Below are 16,057 nucleotides of genomic sequence, written 5' to 3'. Positions count from 1 at the left end.
TGTTCAGCTTAGTTGCTGTTTGTTGCTCCGTCGTTCAATGCAGCACTCTGCAACGCTTTTCTGGCCTGCTGTTTACGCAGCAGTTGCCAGTGTGCCAGCACGGTTTTCGGTGCCCAGATCTGTGGCTCCGAGGCTTCGAAGTTATCCGCCAGTTCGCGCTCGGCGACGGTGGCCTTGGCCAGTTTGAAAGCCTGCTCTAGATCGTCGGTCTGGTTCAGGGCCTGAGCGAACAGGGCGTCGCCGAAGTAGGTGAAGTTGGCTTCTTCCGAGCAACCGAACGACACGCGATCGGCACGCGAGGCGGTCATTATCAGTGTGCGCTCATCTTTCAGCGCGGGGATGAAACCGCCGGAATAGCACGATGAAATCACGATCACCTTGTCGCGATTTTTCAGTGGCGCGAGCACGGCGGCGAGTTCGTCGGCGGGCAGATCGGCCAGCTCCATGCGCGGCTGATCGAGCACCAGCTCGTGTTCGGCGGTGCCGTGGCTGGTCAGGTAGATGAACACCAGGTCTTCCGGGCCGCTGCGTTCAGCCAAAGTCTGCGCGGCGCGGCGCAGGTTCTCGCGAGTGGCCATCGGCCGGTCGACGAGGTGGTCGCGGTGGTTGACCAGACGAATCTGGCCGTAGGCACCGAAACGTGTGGTGAGCATGTTGGCGACGTAGTCGGACTCGCGCAGGAACACGCTTTGCTTGCCGTCGCCACCGAGGGTCAGGGTGTACAGCTCGACTGCCGGCGTCGAGGCGGGCACGGCGGCCAGCGCGTTATCGAGTAGGCGGCCCTGGGCCAGAAGGCCGAGTTCGAGGGTGTCGGGCAACAGCTTGCCGTCGGCGTCACGTACGCGCTGGCCGTTGATCCAGGTACCGCTGAGCACGGTGCCGTCAGTCAGCACCAGGGTGCCGCGTCCGGCGTAGCTGTCGCCGTCGAACCCGCCGATGTAGAAGCTGCCGTCAGACAGGTTCAAACGGCCCTGACCGCTGAAGCGCCAGTCGTTGAAGTAGCCGATGTAGTGGCTGCCGTCGGCGCCGATCAATTCGCCCTTGCCGGTCAGCGCGCCTTCCTTGAACTGGCCGAGCCACACGTCGCCGTCGGCGTTCTCGTAGCGGCCCTTGCCGTGCAGCTGGCTGTTCTTGAAGCCGCCGACATAGATGTCGCCATCGGCGCTGTTGAAGGTGCCGTTGCCTTCGAGCTGACCGTTGACGAAATGGCCGCTGAAGGTATTGCCGCTGGCGTCGCCGCGCTGGCCTTCGCCGTTGGGTTTGCCGTGGGCGAACTGGCCTTGATAGGAGCTGCCGTCGTCCATTTCCAGACGGCCCAGCCCGGAATACTGGTCAGCCTTGAACTCGCCACGGTAGGTCATGGCGTTTTCCTTGAGGGTGCCTTCGCCATCGCGGCGGCCCTGCTTGAAACCGCCGGTGTAACTGCTGGCGTTGGTGGTCAGGCTGCCCTGGCCATCGAACAGCCCCTGCTGAAACTGACCGCGATAGACTTCGCCGTTGCTGCCGTGCCACTCGCCCTGGCCATGCCATTGGCCCTTGTCGAACTGCCCGGCGTACCAACTGCCGTTGGGGTAGTCGACCCGGCCCTGGCCTTGCAGCAAGCCGTTGACCAGTTCGCCGCGATAGCGTCCGCCGTCCGGCAGCCGTGCATCCGGGGGCAACAGCGATTCGCCGTCGCCGCACGCGGTGAGCATCAGGGTCAGGGCAAGGGGTGCAAGAGAAGCGAGTGGGCGCATAGCGGGATCCGGGCAATTAGGCGACCGAGTATGCCGCAGCTATGTGACCTTATACAGCCGGGAAAACAGCGCTGATGCGAAACAGCGTGCGCTGTTTCGCATCCCGTGACTCAAACGAAGCAGAGCGACAGCGGTTCTGCGATATAGGCCGGTTTGTCCGAGCCTTCTATCTCAAGCGTCGCGGTGGCCTTGAGCAGCCATTGACCGGGTTTTTTCTCGGTCACTTCGGCCAGATCGACTTTCAGGCGCACTTTTGAATTGACCTTCACCGGCTGGATGAAACGCACGCTGTCCAGACCGTAATTGACCACCATCTTCAGGCCTTGCGGCAGCACGAGGATGTCTTCCATCAGTTTCGGGATCAGCGACAACGACAGGAAACCGTGGGCAATGGTGCTGCCAAAAGGCGTTTGCGCGGCTTTGACCGGATCGACATGGATGAACTGATAATCCCCGGTGGCTTCGGCGAACAGGTTGATGCGCTCCTGATCGATGGTGAGCCATTCGGAACGTCCGAGTTCCTTGCCGACATAATCTTTGAGCTCTGCAACGGGAACATAGGGCATTGAGACTCTCCTTGGGTTCATCGGTTTTATAGTTTTTCAGGTGGGGGATTTGACCGCCCTGCGAACCACTGTAGATCAACATGGCGATTTGCTCCGGTCAACCGACCATGCTTTTGGCGAATGCCGATCCATAGCGCTGCCGTGCTTATAATGCCGAGGACTTGCGGGGGGAGATGTCTGATGTTGTTACGTGGCCTGACCATGCTGGTGCTGTTCCAATTGCTCGGCACGGCACTCAACCATTTGCTGTTGCCGGTGCTGCCGGGGCCGATCATCGGTCTGCTGCTGTTGCTGGTGTTCCTGATCATTCGCGGTGAAGTCGGCGAGCCGCTGAACCTCGCGGCCGGCAGCCTGCTGCGCTATCTGCCGTTGCTGCTGGTGCCGCCGGCGGTGGGCGTGATGGTTTATGCGAGCGACATTGCCGCTGACTTCTGGGCCATTGTCGGCGCGCTGGTGTTGTCGTTGATCCTGTCGATGGCCTTCGCCGGGGTGCTGATGCAACGCCTGGTCAAGCGCCATGCGCCGCACTCGGAGGAGTCGTGATGCTCTTCGATTGGCAAGGCGCCTGGGCTTCGGTCATTCATCATCCGTTGTTCGGCATCGGCATCACCCTCGGTGCCTATCAACTGGTACTGGCGGCGTTCGAGAAAACCCGCTGGATCTTTCTGCAACCGGTGCTGGTCTCGATGCTGGTGGTGATCGGCGTGCTGGTCGGCTGCGGCCTGACCTACGCCGAGTACCGCAAGAGCACCGAAATCCTCAGCATTCTGCTGGGCCCGGCGACGGTGGCGCTGGCGGTGCCGCTGTATCTCAACCTCAAGCGCATCCGCCAATTGTTCTGGCCGATTTTTACTACGCTGGTGATAGGCGGCGTGGTCGCCACGGGCATGGGCGTGTTGCTCGGCTGGTGGTTCGGTGCCGAACACATGATTCTGATGACCATGGCGCCGAAGTCGGTGACCTCGCCGATTGCCATGCTGGTGGCCGAGCAGATCGGTGGTGTGGCGGCGCTGGCGGCGGTGTTCGTGCTGATCACCGGGGTGATCGGCGCGATCTTCGGCCCGGCGCTGCTGACCCGGCTCGGCGTGCACAGCCCTGAGGCGCGCGGCATGGCGCTGGGCATGACCGCACACGCGGTTGGCACGTCGGTGGCGTTGCAGGAAAGCGATGAGTGCGGCGCCTTCGCGGCGCTGGCGATGAGTCTGATGGGCGTGGCCACGGCGGTGTTCCTGCCGTTGGCGGTGTCGATGGTGGTGTAAGGAAATGTCTATGAGTTTGCCGCTTTTTCCGCTCAACACAGTGCTGTTCCCCGGCTGCAACCTCGACTTGCAGATCTTCGAGGCGCGCTACCTGGACATGATCGGCCGCTGCATGAAGCAGGGCGGCGGTTTCGGCGTGGTGTGCATCCTCGATGGCCATGAAGTCGGCGTCGCGGCAGAAGGCTTTGCCCTGGTCGGCTGCGAAGCGCGGATCACCGATTTCCAGCAACAGGACAACGGTCTGCTCGGGATCCGGGTGCAGGGCGGGCGGCGTTTTCAGGTGTTGCGCACGGAAGTGCAGCGCGATCAGTTGATCCTCGCCGACGTCGAGTGGCTGGACGATGAGCCGGAGCAACCGTTGCAGGACGAAGACGCCGATCTGGTGGCGCTGCTCAAGGCCTTGGCCGAGCACCCGATGGTCGAGGCGTTGAACATGGGCACCGAAGCGCTGGGGCAGCAGTCGCTGGCCAATCAGCTGGCGTATCTGCTGCCGTTCGCCGAAGAAGACAAGATCGACCTGCTGCAACTCGACGATCCGCAGCAGCGACTGGATGCGATCCAGGCGCTGCTCGATGAGCTGCAGGGCGAGCTGTTCGCCTAAGTATTAGTAGGCGTAACGCAACATCGTGTCCGGCAGATGCCGCAGAACGAACAGGCTGAACAGCACCAGCAGTGCCGGCAGAATCAGCCACCAGACCTTGAACGGCATGGCATTGAGCGGCGCCTTGCGCTGACTCAGCCACAAGCCCGCCGCACATACGCATGCCGCCAGCATTGCGCCGGCCAGAATATCCGTCGGCCAGTGCGCCCCCAGATAAACCCGTGACAAAGCAATCGACAGCGCCGGAATACAGCCGAGCAGCAGCCAGGTCAGGCGCATGCGCGGCGGTTGGCCGCGACCGGCGAGAACCGCCAGCACCAGAAACAGCGCGAACGAACCGGAGGCATGACCGCTGGGCATGCTGTAGCTGGTCAGCGGATCGGTCAGCACTTCCGGGCGAACCCGGGCGAAAAACTGTTTGGTGACGGTATTGAGCAGCGCGGTGCACAGCAGCACGCCACCGGCAAAGATTGCCTGACGCCATTGCCGGCACAGCAGCAACAGACCGGTGAGCAGGGCGCTGAACATCAGCATGTTGCGGAATTCACCGATCAGGGTGAAGGTCACTGCGATTTCATCGAGCATCGGCTGCCGATGTTCCTGCACCAGGGTCATCACGCCTTGGTCGAGGGCGTGCAGATACGGATAGCCAATAAACAGGCCGATCAGAATCAACAGGCTCATGCTGCTGATCCAGATCGTCGCCCGGCGATGCTGGCGCAAGCTGCTGTTGACGCTCATGCCGACCATCACCGCAATACTGGCGGCAACGATGCCGGCCTGCAGCCAGAAACCTTCCGGCAGCGGCAAGCGGATCGCCGCGCCGGTGGCCCAACCCGGCAGCAGGTAGGCGACGCTCCAGCCGGCGGCGGCCAGCAGGCTGACGGCGGCGAAACGCGGGAAGGGCATGTCGCACATCCCGGCAACCATCGGCAACATCGGCCGCAACGGGCCGATGAAGCGCCCGACCAGCAGGCTGGCGATGCCGTAACGCTGGAAGTAGGTTTCGGCCCCGGCCATCCATTCCGGATGGTGGCGCAGTCCCGGCAGGCGGCGGATGTTCTGATGGAAATGGCGGCCGAGGAAGTACGAGATCACATCGCCGAGTATCCCGCCGAGAAAGCCCAGCAGCAGGGTTTCACTCAACGACAGTGCGCCGCTGCCGGCGAGTACGGCCACGGCAAACAGCAGCACCGTGCCGGGCACGATCAGCCCGGCAATTGCCAGGCACTCCACGCAAGCGACGATAAATACCGCAGCGGCCAGCCACTGCGGATTGGCGGCGAGCCACCCGGTCACGCTATCGAGCCATGGGCCCATACACACAACTCCATCAAATCTTCAATAAGTCCCGAAGGCTGTACAAAATTTCAGCAATCACTCAGTACCCTGTGGGAGCGGGCTTGCTCGCGAATGCGGTGTGTCATCAACGAGCTCGTATCTGACACGCCCTCTTCGCGAGCAAGCCCGCTCCCACAAGGGCGCATTGGGTTCAAAACCTGTGTCACTTCAGGACAGCAAAAAATAATCGCGACCTTCGACCTGGCCCCGGCGCAGCGGGTTCCGCGTGCACCACTGGGCATACGCGGCGTCGACGAAACGGTACATCAGGTGTTCGTCGCGGCCATGGGGGATGCCCAGGCGGGTGGTCTGGATAATCTGGGTCGGCGCCGGCCCGGTGTCTTCCACCAGCATCAGCTCGTGATCGAAACGCTTGGCGTCCCACATCGGCACCTTTAGCCCGAGCGCCTTGCACAGCAGCGTCTGCCCGGCGCAAAGCTTTTGCGAAGGACGCGGCCGGCCTTGGGCATCGGGATTGTTCAGCAGCATCTGCGCCAGACTCGCCGGCCCGCTGACCTCATCGACCCACGGGTAAGCGGACTTGATCAGCACCGCATTGCCGGGCCCCTGAGCGCTGAAGTTCAGCGAATCGCCACCGCGGGCGTAATACATATAGATGTGCCCGCCATCCAGAAACAAAGCCTTACGTTTTTCCGTATAGCCGAGAGACGCATGACTGCCTTTTTCCGCGCAGTAATAGGCTTCGGTTTCGATGATCCGGGCGCTGAGCCACAGATCGCCGACCCGGTGGCGGATGACTTTGCCGAGCAGATCGCGGGCCAGCACTTGCGCGTCACGGTCGAAAAAAGCGTCCGGGAGGCCCAGTGGCAGGCGCTCGGCGATGGCGCGATCGGTCAGGTTGGACATGGCAAACGGTGTTTATCCAGGCGAAGGAGGTCGTGATGATAACAATCCGCGGCTTAATTACGGCTGAACGTCGGCAAATTGCAGTCCATTTCGACCATCCGCCTGTCACCGCTGTTAGTCCCGGGACGCGACAGCTATAATCTGCCGCTTTCCTCTTTGCCAAGACCCCAGCAGACCATGACTGAGTCCGTTCTTGACTACATGACCCGATTGGGTCGCGCCGCCCGCGAAGCTTCCCGGGTCATCGGCCGTGCCAGCACCGCGCAGAAAAACCGCGCCTTGCAGGCTGCTGCCAATGCGCTGGACGCTGCTCGCGCCGAGCTGGCCGCAGCCAATGAACAGGATCTGGCGGCTGGTCGCGCCAACGGTCTGGAGCCGGCCTTGCTGGAGCGTCTGGAACTGACCCCGGCGCGCATCGACGGCATGATCGTCGGCCTGCGTCAGGTGGCGGCAATGCCGGACCCGGTCGGTGCGATCCGCGACATGAGCTTTCGCCCGTCCGGGATTCAGGTCGGCAAGATGCGCGTGCCGCTGGGCGTGATCGGGATCATCTACGAATCCCGGCCAAACGTGACCATCGATGCCGCCAGCCTGTGCCTGAAGTCCGGTAACGCGACCATCCTGCGCGGTGGCTCCGAGGCGATTCATTCCAACCGGGCGATTGCCGCGTGCATTCAGCGCGGTCTGGCCGAGGCCGAGTTGCCGGCAGCCGTGGTGCAAGTGGTCGAAACCACCGACCGTGCCGCCGTCGGCGCGATGATCACCATGCCCGAGTACGTCGACGTGATCGTGCCACGCGGTGGCCGTGGCCTGATCGAGCGCATCAGCCGCGATGCCCGGGTGCCGGTGATCAAACACCTGGACGGCATCTGCCACGTTTATGTCAGTGCCCACGCCGATCTGGCCAAAGCCCAGCGCATTGCCTTCAATGCCAAGACTTACCGTTATGGCATCTGCGGCGCGATGGAGACCTTGCTGGTTGATCAAAGTGTTGCGAAGGATTTCCTGCCGTCGATGGCTGCCCAGTTCCGCGAGAAAGGCGTCGAGCTGCGTGGCTGCGAACGCACCCGGGCGATCATCGACGCGGTGGCGGCCAGCGAAGACGACTGGAGCACCGAGTATCTGGCGCCGATCCTGTCGATCCGTGTGGTCGACGGACTGGATCAGGCCATCGAACACATCAACCATTACGGCTCGCATCACACCGACTCGATCGTCAGCGAAAACCTCGCCGACACCCGGCGTTTCGTCGCGGAAGTCGACTCGGCGTCGGTGATGATCAACACCCCGACCTGCTTCGCCGATGGATTCGAATACGGATTGGGTGCCGAGATCGGCATTTCTACTGATAAGCTGCACGCCCGCGGCCCGGTGGGCCTCGAAGGACTGACCTGCGAGAAGTACATCGTGGTCGGTGATGGCCAGTTGCGCGGCCAGGCGACGGTCTGACTTGACCGACCTCGACTTGACAGCGCCGCTGCCTGACGGCGAACTCCGACCCCGGCGCATCGGCGTACTGGGCGGCACGTTCGACCCGGTGCACATCGGCCATTTGCGTGGTGCGCTGGAAGTCGCCGAAGCGCTGCTGCTCGACGAGCTGCGCATGATGCCCAGCGCCCGGCCGCCGCACCGCGATACGCCGCAGGTGTCGGCGCAGGATCGGTTGGCAATGGTTGAGTGCGCGGTGGCCGGAGTGCCGCCGCTGGTGGTGGACGCCCGCGAATTGCAGCGGGACAAGCCGTCTTACACCATTGATACCCTGGAGTTGATGCGTGCCGAAATGGCCGCCGAGACCCAGGTTTTTCTGCTTTTGGGCTGGGACGCATTTTGCGGCCTGCCCACTTGGCATCGCTGGGAAGAGTTGCTCCAGCATTGCCACATCCTGGTGCTACAGCGCCCGGACGCCGACAGCGAACCGCCGGATGCCTTGCGCAACCTGCTGGCAGCGCGTTCGGTGAGCGACCCGCTGGCCCTGAAAGGGCCGAGCGGACAGATTGCATTCGTCTGGCAGACACCGCTCGCGGTTTCCGCCACCCAGATCCGTCAACTGCTGGCCAGCGGTAAGTCGGTACGTTTCCTGGTGCCCGACGCGGTCCTGGCCTACATCGATGCGCACGGTCTTTACCGTGCGTCGAACTGAACAAGGCGTGCTTCACTGATACGAATCCACGTATCGCCAAGCCGCCGAATATACGAGCAAAACGAGTTTTATATGACTGACAAAGACGTAAGCAAAGTTAAGCGCAAAGGCACGTTCAAGAGCGCACCGCTGCCGGAAGTCGCCAACACCAACGAGCCGCTCAAGGGCGACGAGCTGGTCAAGGTTGCCGTGGCAGCCCTGGAAGACGTCAAGGCACAAGACATCCAGATCATCGATGTGCGCGACAAGCAGAGCATCACCGACTACATGATCATCGCCACCGGTACGTCCAATCGCCAGATCAACGCGATGCTGGACAAGGTCCGTGAAGAAGTCAAAAAGCAGGGCGCCAAGCCGCTGGGCGAAGAAGGCAAGGGCGACAGCGACTGGGTGCTGCTCGACCTCGACCTGGTGATCGTGCACATGATGACTGCCTCGGCACGTCAGTTCTACGACCTGGAACGCCTGTGGGCCGGTGCCGAGCAAAGCCGTGCGGCAGACGCCAAGCACCACAGCCCGGAAAACACCCACGAGCATTTCACCAAGCTCAACAAAGACCAGCTGTAAGGGATCGCTGTGCGACTGCGACTGATCGCCGTCGGTTCACGCATGCCCAAGTGGGTGGAAGAAGGCTGGCATGAATATGCCAAGCGTCTTCCGTCCGAACTGGCGCTGGAACTGGTGGAAATTCCGCTCAATACCCGTGGCAAGAACGCCGACGTGGCCCGTTTCATCCGCCAGGAAGGCGAAGCCATGCTGGCCAAGGTCGGGCCGAACGAGCGGATCGTCACGCTGGAAGTCCACGGCAAGCCCTGGAGCACCGAGCAACTGGCGGTCGAACTCGACCGTTGGCGGCTGGATTCGCGCACGGTCAATTTCATGGTCGGTGGCCCCGAAGGGCTGGCGCCGGAAGTCTGCGCCCGCGCCGATCAGCGCTGGTCGTTGTCGCCGCTGACCTTGCCGCACCCGCTGGTGCGGATCCTGATCGGCGAACAGCTGTACCGTGCCTGGACCGTGCTGTCCGGTCACCCTTACCACAAGTAGTCCTGCTCTCATGTCTCAGCCGATCCGCATCAAGGACCACGAAAAGGACGCCCGCCTGGTGCGTAGCCGCGTCGTGTTCGGGGCCATTGCGGTCATGCTGTTGATCTGCGTATTGATTGCGCGGCTGTACTACTTGCAGGTGATCCAGTACGAGTACCACTCGACGCTCTCGGAAAACAACCGCGTCCACGTGCAGCCGATTCCGCCGACCCGCGGCTTGATCTTCGACCGCAACGGCGTGGTGGTGGCGGACAACCGCCCGAGCTTCAGCCTGAGCATGACCCGCGAACGTTCCGGCGACTGGCAGCAAGTGCTCGACGTGATCGTCGAAGTGCTGCAGCTGACGCCCGAGGACCGGGTGATCTTCGAGAAACGCATGCGTCAGGGGCGTCGGCCATTCGAGCCGGTGCCGATCCTGTTCGAGTTGACCGAAGAGCAGATCGCCCGGATCGCGGTTAACCAGTTCCGCCTGCCTGGGGTGGAAGTGGTCGCGCAACTGGTGCGCCACTACCCGCAGGGCGCGCATTTTGCGCACTCGGTGGGTTACATGGGGCGCATCAACGAGAAAGAGCTGAAGACCCTCGACCCGGTCAACTACAGCGGCACCCACCACATCGGCAAGACCGGCATCGAGCGTTTCTACGAGCCGGAGCTGCACGGGCAGGTGGGGTACGAGGAAGTCGAAACCAACGCTCGGGGCCGCGTATTGCGCGTGCTCAAGCGTACCGATCCGATTCCCGGCAAGGACATCGTCCTGAGCCTGGACATCAAACTGCAGGAAGCGGCCGAAGCCGCGCTGGGCGGGCGTCGCGGCGCGGTGGTGGCGCTCGATCCGAAGACTGGCGAAGTGCTGGCGATGGTCAGCCAGCCGAGTTTCGACCCGAACCTGTTCGTCACCGGCATCAGCTTCAAGGCCTATGCCGAACTGCGCGATTCCATCGACCGGCCGCTGTTCAACCGCGTGCTGCGCGGCCTGTACCCGCCGGGTTCGACGATCAAGCCGGCGGTGGCGATTGCCGGTCTCGATTCTGGCGTAGTGACAGCGTCGAGCCGGGTGTTCGACCCCGGTTACTACATGCTGCCCAACTACGATCACAAGTACCGCAACTGGAACCGCACCGGTGACGGCTTCGTCGATCTCGACACGGCGATCATGCGTTCCAACGACACCTACTTCTATGACCTGGCGCACAAGCTGGGCATCGATCGGTTGTCGGCCTACATGAACAAGTTCGGCATCGGCCAGAAGGTCTCGCTGGACATGTTCGAAGAATCCCCCGGCCTGATGCCGTCCCGCGAGTGGAAGCGTGCGACGCGCAAGCAGGCGTGGTTCCCGGGTGAAACTCTGATTCTGGGGATTGGCCAGGGTTATATGCAGTCCACACCGTTGCAACTGGCGCAGGCCACGGCGCTGGTCGCCAACAAAGGCATCTGGAACCGGCCGCACCTGGCCAAGACCATTGAGGGCGCCAAACCGGTAGACGAGAACCCGATGCCGGACATCGTCCTGCGCGATCCGTCGGACTGGACCAAGGTCAACCACGGCATGCAGCAGGTGATGCACGGCGCCCGGGGTACTGCGCGCAAGGCAGCAATCGGTGCGCAATACCGCATCGCCGGCAAGTCCGGTACCGCTCAGGTCGTCGCGATCAAACAAGGTGAAAAATACGACCGTTCCAAGGTTCAGGAACGCCACCGCGACCACGCCTTGTTCGTTGGTTTCGCCCCGGCCGACAACCCGAAAATAGTGGTTTCGGTGATGGTCGAGAACGGTGAGTCCGGCTCCGGTGTCGCCGCGCCAGTGGTGCGTCAGGTCATGGATGCCTGGCTTCTGGATCAGGATGGTCGATTGAAGGCCGAATACGCCGGTCCTATCAGTGCGGAGGCTACGGCCCGTGATGAATAATTTTGATCGCATGCTCTCCAGTGAGGATGTGATGCGTCGCCGGGCGACGCTGCTGCAACGCCTGCATATCGATGGCCCGCTGTTGATCCTGCTGCTGATCCTCGCTGCGGGCAGTCTGTTCGTGCTGTATTCGGCCAGTGGCAAAAGCTGGGATCTGCTGGGCAAACAAGCCACTTCGTTCGGCATCGGCCTGGTGTCGATGATTGTCATCGCCCAGTTCGAACCACGGTTCATGGCGCGTTGGGTACCGCTCGGTTACGTGATCGGCGTGGTGCTGCTGTTGGTGGTGGACATCATGGGCCACAACGCCATGGGCGCGACGCGCTGGATCAACATCCCCGGGGTGATCCGCTTCCAGCCCTCGGAGTTCATGAAGATTCTGATGCCGGCGACGATTGCCTGGTATCTGTCCAAACGCACGCTACCGCCGCAACTCAAGCATGTCGGCATCAGCCTGATGCTGATCGGCGTGCCGTTCATTCTGATCGTGCGCCAGCCTGACCTTGGTACGTCACTGCTGATTCTGGCCGGCGGCGCGTTCGTGCTGTTCATGGGCGGGCTGCGCTGGCGCTGGATCCTCAGCGTGCTGGCCGCCGCCGTACCGGTGGCGATCGCCATGTGGTTCTTCATCATGCACGACTACCAGAAGCAGCGGATCCTGACCTTCCTCGACCCGGAAAGCGATCCGCTCGGCACCGGCTGGAACATCATCCAGTCGAAAGCCGCGATCGGTTCCGGCGGTGTGTTCGGCAAGGGTTGGCTGCTGGGCACCCAGTCGCACCTGGACTTTTTGCCGGAAAGCCACACCGACTTCATCATCGCCGTACTGGGCGAGGAGTTCGGCCTGGTGGGCATCTGCGCGCTGCTGCTGATCTATCTGTTGCTGATCGGTCGCGGCCTGGTGATTACCGCCCAGGCGCAGACGCTGTTTGGCAAATTGCTCGCCGGCGCGCTGACCATGACGTTTTTTGTTTATGTTTTCGTCAACATCGGTATGGTCAGTGGCCTGTTGCCGGTGGTGGGGGTGCCGTTGCCCTTCATTAGCTACGGAGGAACTTCGCTGGTGACACTGCTGTCAGCGTTTGGGGTTTTGATGTCGATTCATACGCATCGCAAGTGGATCGCACAGGTTTGAATAAGGTGAAGAGTTCAATGCAAGTCATGCGCAGCTGGGCGACTCGTTACGCGCCGTGGGTCGGCCTGGTCGGCATCCTTGGCAGCGCGCAGGAAGCGCTGGCCGGCGATTACGAAGGCTCACCGCAGGTGGCCGAATTCGTCGGTGAAATGACCCGCGACTACGGTTTTGCCGGCGAGCAACTGATGGCGGTGTTCCGCGAGGCGCAGCGCAAGCAGGCGATTCTCGACGCCATCTCCAAACCCGCCGAGCGGGTCAAGCAGTGGAAAGAATATCGCCCGATGTTCATCACCGACGCGCGCATCGCCCGTGGTGTGGACTTCTGGCGCCAGCACGAGGCCGTGCTGGCCCGTGCCGAGCAGGAGTACGGTGTACCGGCACAAGTCATCGTGTCGATCATTGGCGTCGAGACCTTTTTCGGACGTAATACCGGCAATTACCGGGTGATTGATGCGTTGTCCACGCTCGGTTTCGACTATCCTCCCCGTGCCGAATTTTTCCGCAAGGAATTGCGTGAGTTCCTGCTGCTGGCCCGTGAAGAACAGGTCGATCCATTGACCCTCAAAGGCTCGTACGCCGGGGCGATGGGCCTGCCGCAATTCATGCCGAGCAGCTTTCGCGCCTATGCGGTGGATTTCGACGGTGACGGTCACATCAATATCTGGACCAATCCGGACGATGCGATCGGCAGCGTGGCCAGTTACTTCAAACGGCATGGCTGGGTCGCCGGGGAACCAGTGGTCAGTCGCGCCGATGTGCGCGGCGAGCAGGTCGATGAAGGCCTGACCACCGGCATCGAGCCGACGAAAACGGTCGGAGAGTTGCGGGCGTTGGGCTGGTCAAGTCATGATGCGCTGCGCGATGATATGCCGGTTACTGCATTTCGCCTCGAAGGCGACAACGGCCCTGAATACTGGATGGGCCTGAAGAATTTCTACGCGATCACGCGTTATAACCGCAGCGTGATGTACGCCATGGCCGTACATCAACTGTCTGAAGAGCTGGTAAAAGCACGGGGCGTCAAGTAATGCGGGCATTGCCTATCAATAAACCCCTGAAGCTGGTGGCATTCGCCGCGTTGGCGGTGCTGGTCGCCAGCTGTTCGACCAGCCGCGCGCCAACCCAGAAGACCTCGTCCACCGCCGTACGTGCGCAGCCGGGGCTGGACATCAACCGCGCGCACAAAGACGGCGCGCCGTGGTGGGATGTCGATGTTTCGCGCATCCCCGACGCCACGCCGACCCTGCACACCGGCCCCTACAAGGCCAACCCGTACACCGTGCTGGGCAAGACCTATTTCCCGTTGCAGGAATCCAAGACCTACGTCGCCTCGGGTACGGCGTCCTGGTACGGCACCAAGTTCCACGGGCAGAACACCGCCAACGGCGAAGTGTATGACCTGTACGGCATGAGTGCCGCTCACAAGACTCTGCCACTGCCAAGTTACGTTCGGGTGACCAACCTGGACAACAACAAGAGCGTGATCCTGCGGGTCAACGATCGCGGGCCGTTCTATTCGGACCGGATCATTGACTTGTCCTACGCGGCCGCGAAGAAGCTCGGTTATGCCGAAATCGGCACCGCGCGGGTCAAGGTCGAGGGCATCGATCCGCAGCAATGGTGGGCCGCCAAGGGCCGTCCGGCGCCGCTGATGCTCAACGAGCCACAAGTCGCGCAGAATAGCGCCCCGGTGATCACGGCGTCGGCCGGTACCATCGAGCAGTGGACCCCGCCGCCGCAGCAACATGCCTCTGACACTGTCCCTGTACAGATCAGCGCAAAAAAAAACGCTTCTGCACCAGCGTCTGGCCAGTATCTGCAGGTGGGCGCGTTCGCCAACCCGGACGCTGCAGAACTCCTGAGGTCGAAGCTCAGCGGGATGGTGAGCGCTCCGGTGTTCATCAGCTCGATCGTGCGCAATCAGCAGACCCTGCACCGGGTACGCCTGGGGCCGATCGGTTCGCCGGGTGAAATCGCCCAGGTGCAGAACAGCGTGCGCCTGGCCAATCTCGGCTCGCCGAGCGTGGTCACCGAGTAAGAAACGTAGCACTTGATTGACGGTTCACTTGCGGTTTTGGGGGGTGAACCAGGTTGTTGGCTCGTCGAAGAACAAAAGCCCGGCAAGGGTGACTGGAGTGAGCAACTGAACACGCGATGGCCCGTTAGAAGGCTGTCTGAATAGTTTTGCCTTCGGGCAAGTTTCCATTAGCGATTTCGAGAGACGGATGAACATCACCACCTTTGCCAAACGCCTGTGTCTGCTAGTCCCGCTGCTCCTCTCGCCAGCCGCTTTCGCGGCCGAGATGATGCCGTCGCCACCTCAACTGGCTGCAAAAGCCTACGTGCTCATGGACGCCAGCAGCGGCAACGTGCTGGTGGAGAACAACGGTGACCAGCGTCTGCCGCCAGCCAGCCTGACCAAACTGATGACCGCGTACATCGCTACGCTGGAAATCCGTCGCGGCCAGATCGGTGAGAACGACCCGGTGACCGTCAGCGAAAACGCCTGGCGTACCGGCGGTTCGCGGATGTTCATCAAAGTCGGCTCGCAAGTGACCGTCAGCGACCTGCTGCACGGCATCATCATCCAGTCCGGCAACGACGCCAGCGTGGCGCTGTCCGAGCACATCGCCGGCAGCGAAGACGCGTTCGCCGACCTGATGAACAAGACGGTCGCCGATCTGGGCATGACCAACTCGCACTTCATGAACCCGACCGGTCTGCCGAACCCTGAGCACTACTCGTCGGCTCACGACATGGCGATCCTGGCGCGCGCGATCATCCACGAAGACCCGGCTCACTACGCGATCTACTCGCAGAAAGAGTTCTTCTGGAACGGCATCAAGCAGCCTAACCGCAACCTGCTGCTGTGGCGCGACAAGACCGTTGACGGTCTGAAAACCGGTCACACCGACGAAGCCGGCTACTGCATGGTGTCCTCGGCTGTACGTGATGGCCAGCGTCTGATCGCCGTGGTGTTCGGCACCAACAGCGAAGTGGCGCGTGCCGCTGAAACCCAGAAGCTGCTGACCTACGGTTTCCGTTTCTTCGAAACCCAGACCTTCTACCAGAAGGGCACCGAACTGGCTCAGGCCCCGGTGTGGAAAGGCACCATCAGTCAAGTCAAGGCCGGCCTGGCTGAAGACCTGACCATGACCCTGCCAAAAGGCCAGCTGAAAAAGCTCGCTGCCAGCATGACCATGAACCCGCAACTGACCGCGCCAATCGCCAAGGGCGACGTGATCGGTAAAGTCGAAGTGAAACTGGACGACAAGGTAGTGCACAGCGCTGACCTGATCGCCCTGGACGCTGTCGAGGAGGGTGGTATCTTCCGCCGCATGTGGGATAGCATCCGTCTATTCTTCTACGGCTTGTTCAACTGATTGAGTGTTGACCTGCATGGCCCCGTTCCTGTCCGGTTCGGGGCCATGTGCGTTACCACGGCTTACGCTTACGAGGCCG

16 protein-coding genes are annotated in these 16,057 nt (G+C 61.9%); 12 read left to right on the top strand and 4 right to left on the bottom strand.

Going from position 1 to position 16,057, the window contains the following annotated elements:
* Nucleotides 1-8: 8 nt before the first annotated feature.
* Complete coding sequence (locus tag ACOYXI_RS15750; protein WP_098965787.1) at nt 9-1,736, bottom strand: C13 family peptidase; 1,728 nt, start codon at nt 1,734-1,736, stop codon at nt 9-11.
* Nucleotides 1,737-1,846: 110 nt separating this feature from the next.
* Nucleotides 1,847-2,302, bottom strand: coding sequence for a MaoC family dehydratase (locus tag ACOYXI_RS15745; RefSeq protein ID WP_003228575.1), 456 nt, complete (start codon nt 2,300-2,302; stop codon nt 1,847-1,849).
* 180 nt (nt 2,303-2,482) lie between these two features.
* Between ACOYXI_RS15745 and ACOYXI_RS15740 the strand changes: the two genes are divergently transcribed.
* Genes ACOYXI_RS15740 through ACOYXI_RS15730 form a run of 3 tightly spaced genes read left to right on the top strand, consistent with a single transcriptional unit; the run spans nt 2,483 to nt 4,162 of the window.
* Complete coding sequence (locus tag ACOYXI_RS15740; RefSeq protein WP_095139173.1) at nt 2,483-2,845, top strand: CidA/LrgA family protein; 363 nt, start codon at nt 2,483-2,485, stop codon at nt 2,843-2,845.
* Nucleotides 2,845-3,561: an LrgB family protein gene (locus ACOYXI_RS15735; RefSeq protein ID WP_027612903.1), complete on the top strand. Its 717-nt coding sequence runs from the start codon at nt 2,845-2,847 to the stop codon at nt 3,559-3,561. Before ACOYXI_RS15740 ends, ACOYXI_RS15735 begins: the two co-directional genes overlap by 1 nt.
* A 10-nt stretch (nt 3,562-3,571) precedes the next feature.
* On the top strand, nt 3,572-4,162 hold the full coding sequence (locus ACOYXI_RS15730) for an LON peptidase substrate-binding domain-containing protein (protein WP_210558603.1): 591 nt from the start codon (nt 3,572-3,574) through the stop codon (nt 4,160-4,162).
* Between the two features lie 3 nt (nt 4,163-4,165).
* Here the strand turns inward: ACOYXI_RS15730 and ACOYXI_RS15725 are convergent, their stop codons facing one another.
* Together ACOYXI_RS15725 and ACOYXI_RS15720 are read right to left on the bottom strand one after the other, a co-directional pair.
* Nucleotides 4,166-5,482 carry a bifunctional DedA family/phosphatase PAP2 family protein gene (locus ACOYXI_RS15725; protein WP_223007246.1) on the bottom strand — a complete coding sequence of 439 codons (1,317 nt, stop codon included), beginning with the start codon at nt 5,480-5,482 and terminating at the stop codon, nt 4,166-4,168.
* A 189-nt stretch (nt 5,483-5,671) separates the two neighbouring features.
* Complete coding sequence (locus ACOYXI_RS15720; RefSeq protein ID WP_096796304.1) at nt 5,672-6,370, bottom strand: DNA-3-methyladenine glycosylase; 699 nt, start codon at nt 6,368-6,370, stop codon at nt 5,672-5,674.
* Between the two features lie 177 nt (nt 6,371-6,547).
* Between ACOYXI_RS15720 and ACOYXI_RS15715 the strand changes: the two genes are divergently transcribed.
* The 9 genes from ACOYXI_RS15715 (at nt 6,548) to ACOYXI_RS15675 (ending at nt 15,978) form a co-directional block, all read left to right on the top strand.
* Nucleotides 6,548-7,819, top strand: a complete 1,272-nt coding sequence (locus ACOYXI_RS15715) for a glutamate-5-semialdehyde dehydrogenase (RefSeq protein WP_461675037.1) — start codon at nt 6,548-6,550, stop codon at nt 7,817-7,819.
* Nucleotides 7,788-8,510 carry a nicotinate-nucleotide adenylyltransferase gene (gene nadD / locus ACOYXI_RS15710; RefSeq protein WP_049827899.1) on the top strand — a complete coding sequence of 241 codons (723 nt, stop codon included), beginning with the start codon at nt 7,788-7,790 and terminating at the stop codon, nt 8,508-8,510. Before ACOYXI_RS15715 ends, nadD begins: the two co-directional genes overlap by 32 nt.
* A 72-nt stretch (nt 8,511-8,582) precedes the next feature.
* Entirely contained in the window at nt 8,583-9,077 is a 495-nt protein-coding gene (gene rsfS / locus ACOYXI_RS15705; RefSeq protein ID WP_007960601.1) for a ribosome silencing factor, read from the top strand.
* Between the two features lie 9 nt (nt 9,078-9,086).
* Nucleotides 9,087-9,554, top strand: a complete 468-nt coding sequence (gene rlmH / locus ACOYXI_RS15700) for a 23S rRNA (pseudouridine(1915)-N(3))-methyltransferase RlmH (RefSeq protein ID WP_003185785.1) — start codon at nt 9,087-9,089, stop codon at nt 9,552-9,554.
* 10 nt (nt 9,555-9,564) lie between these two features.
* A complete protein-coding gene (gene mrdA / locus ACOYXI_RS15695) occupies nt 9,565-11,460 on the top strand; it encodes a penicillin-binding protein 2 (protein ID WP_027612897.1) in 1,896 nt (631 codons plus the stop codon).
* 31 nt (nt 11,461-11,491) lie between these two features.
* Nucleotides 11,492-12,595: a rod shape-determining protein RodA gene (gene rodA, locus ACOYXI_RS15690; protein WP_166497270.1), complete on the top strand. Its 1,104-nt coding sequence runs from the start codon at nt 11,492-11,494 to the stop codon at nt 12,593-12,595.
* Between the two features lie 17 nt (nt 12,596-12,612).
* Nucleotides 12,613-13,623: a lytic murein transglycosylase B gene (mltB, locus tag ACOYXI_RS15685; protein ID WP_007960589.1), complete on the top strand. Its 1,011-nt coding sequence runs from the start codon at nt 12,613-12,615 to the stop codon at nt 13,621-13,623.
* Nucleotides 13,623-14,633 carry a septal ring lytic transglycosylase RlpA family protein gene (locus ACOYXI_RS15680; protein ID WP_007960588.1) on the top strand — a complete coding sequence of 337 codons (1,011 nt, stop codon included), beginning with the start codon at nt 13,623-13,625 and terminating at the stop codon, nt 14,631-14,633. Before mltB ends, ACOYXI_RS15680 begins: the two co-directional genes overlap by 1 nt.
* A gap of 187 nt (nt 14,634-14,820) precedes the next feature.
* Nucleotides 14,821-15,978, top strand: coding sequence for a D-alanyl-D-alanine carboxypeptidase family protein (locus ACOYXI_RS15675; protein ID WP_461675036.1), 1,158 nt, complete (start codon nt 14,821-14,823; stop codon nt 15,976-15,978).
* Nucleotides 15,979-16,057: the final 79 nt, after the last annotated feature.

The organism is Pseudomonas sp. G3-19 (assembly GCF_054855875.1).
The sequence above is the reverse complement of the archived record's forward strand: the minus strand, read 5'-3'. Positions and strand labels throughout refer to the sequence as shown.

Coding starts and splice junctions, on each gene's coding strand:
- ACOYXI_RS15750 (WP_098965787.1), bottom strand. CDS start 1,736: ATGCGCCCACTCGCTTCTCTTGCACCCCTTGCCCTGACCCTGATGCTC.
- ACOYXI_RS15745 (WP_003228575.1), bottom strand. CDS start 2,302: ATGCCCTATGTTCCCGTTGCAGAGCTCAAAGATTATGTCGGCAAGGAA.
- ACOYXI_RS15740 (WP_095139173.1), top strand. CDS start 2,483: ATGTTGTTACGTGGCCTGACCATGCTGGTGCTGTTCCAATTGCTCGGC.
- ACOYXI_RS15735 (WP_027612903.1), top strand. CDS start 2,845: ATGCTCTTCGATTGGCAAGGCGCCTGGGCTTCGGTCATTCATCATCCG.
- ACOYXI_RS15730 (WP_210558603.1), top strand. CDS start 3,572: ATGAGTTTGCCGCTTTTTCCGCTCAACACAGTGCTGTTCCCCGGCTGC.
- ACOYXI_RS15725 (WP_223007246.1), bottom strand. CDS start 5,482: ATGGGCCCATGGCTCGATAGCGTGACCGGGTGGCTCGCCGCCAATCCG.
- ACOYXI_RS15720 (WP_096796304.1), bottom strand. CDS start 6,370: ATGTCCAACCTGACCGATCGCGCCATCGCCGAGCGCCTGCCACTGGGC.
- ACOYXI_RS15715 (WP_461675037.1), top strand. CDS start 6,548: ATGACTGAGTCCGTTCTTGACTACATGACCCGATTGGGTCGCGCCGCC.
- nadD (WP_049827899.1), top strand. CDS start 7,788: ATGGCCAGTTGCGCGGCCAGGCGACGGTCTGACTTGACCGACCTCGAC.
- rsfS (WP_007960601.1), top strand. CDS start 8,583: ATGACTGACAAAGACGTAAGCAAAGTTAAGCGCAAAGGCACGTTCAAG.
- mrdA (WP_027612897.1), top strand. CDS start 9,565: ATGTCTCAGCCGATCCGCATCAAGGACCACGAAAAGGACGCCCGCCTG.
- rodA (WP_166497270.1), top strand. CDS start 11,492: ATGCGTCGCCGGGCGACGCTGCTGCAACGCCTGCATATCGATGGCCCG.
- mltB (WP_007960589.1), top strand. CDS start 12,613: ATGCAAGTCATGCGCAGCTGGGCGACTCGTTACGCGCCGTGGGTCGGC.
- ACOYXI_RS15680 (WP_007960588.1), top strand. CDS start 13,623: ATGCGGGCATTGCCTATCAATAAACCCCTGAAGCTGGTGGCATTCGCC.
- ACOYXI_RS15675 (WP_461675036.1), top strand. CDS start 14,821: ATGAACATCACCACCTTTGCCAAACGCCTGTGTCTGCTAGTCCCGCTG.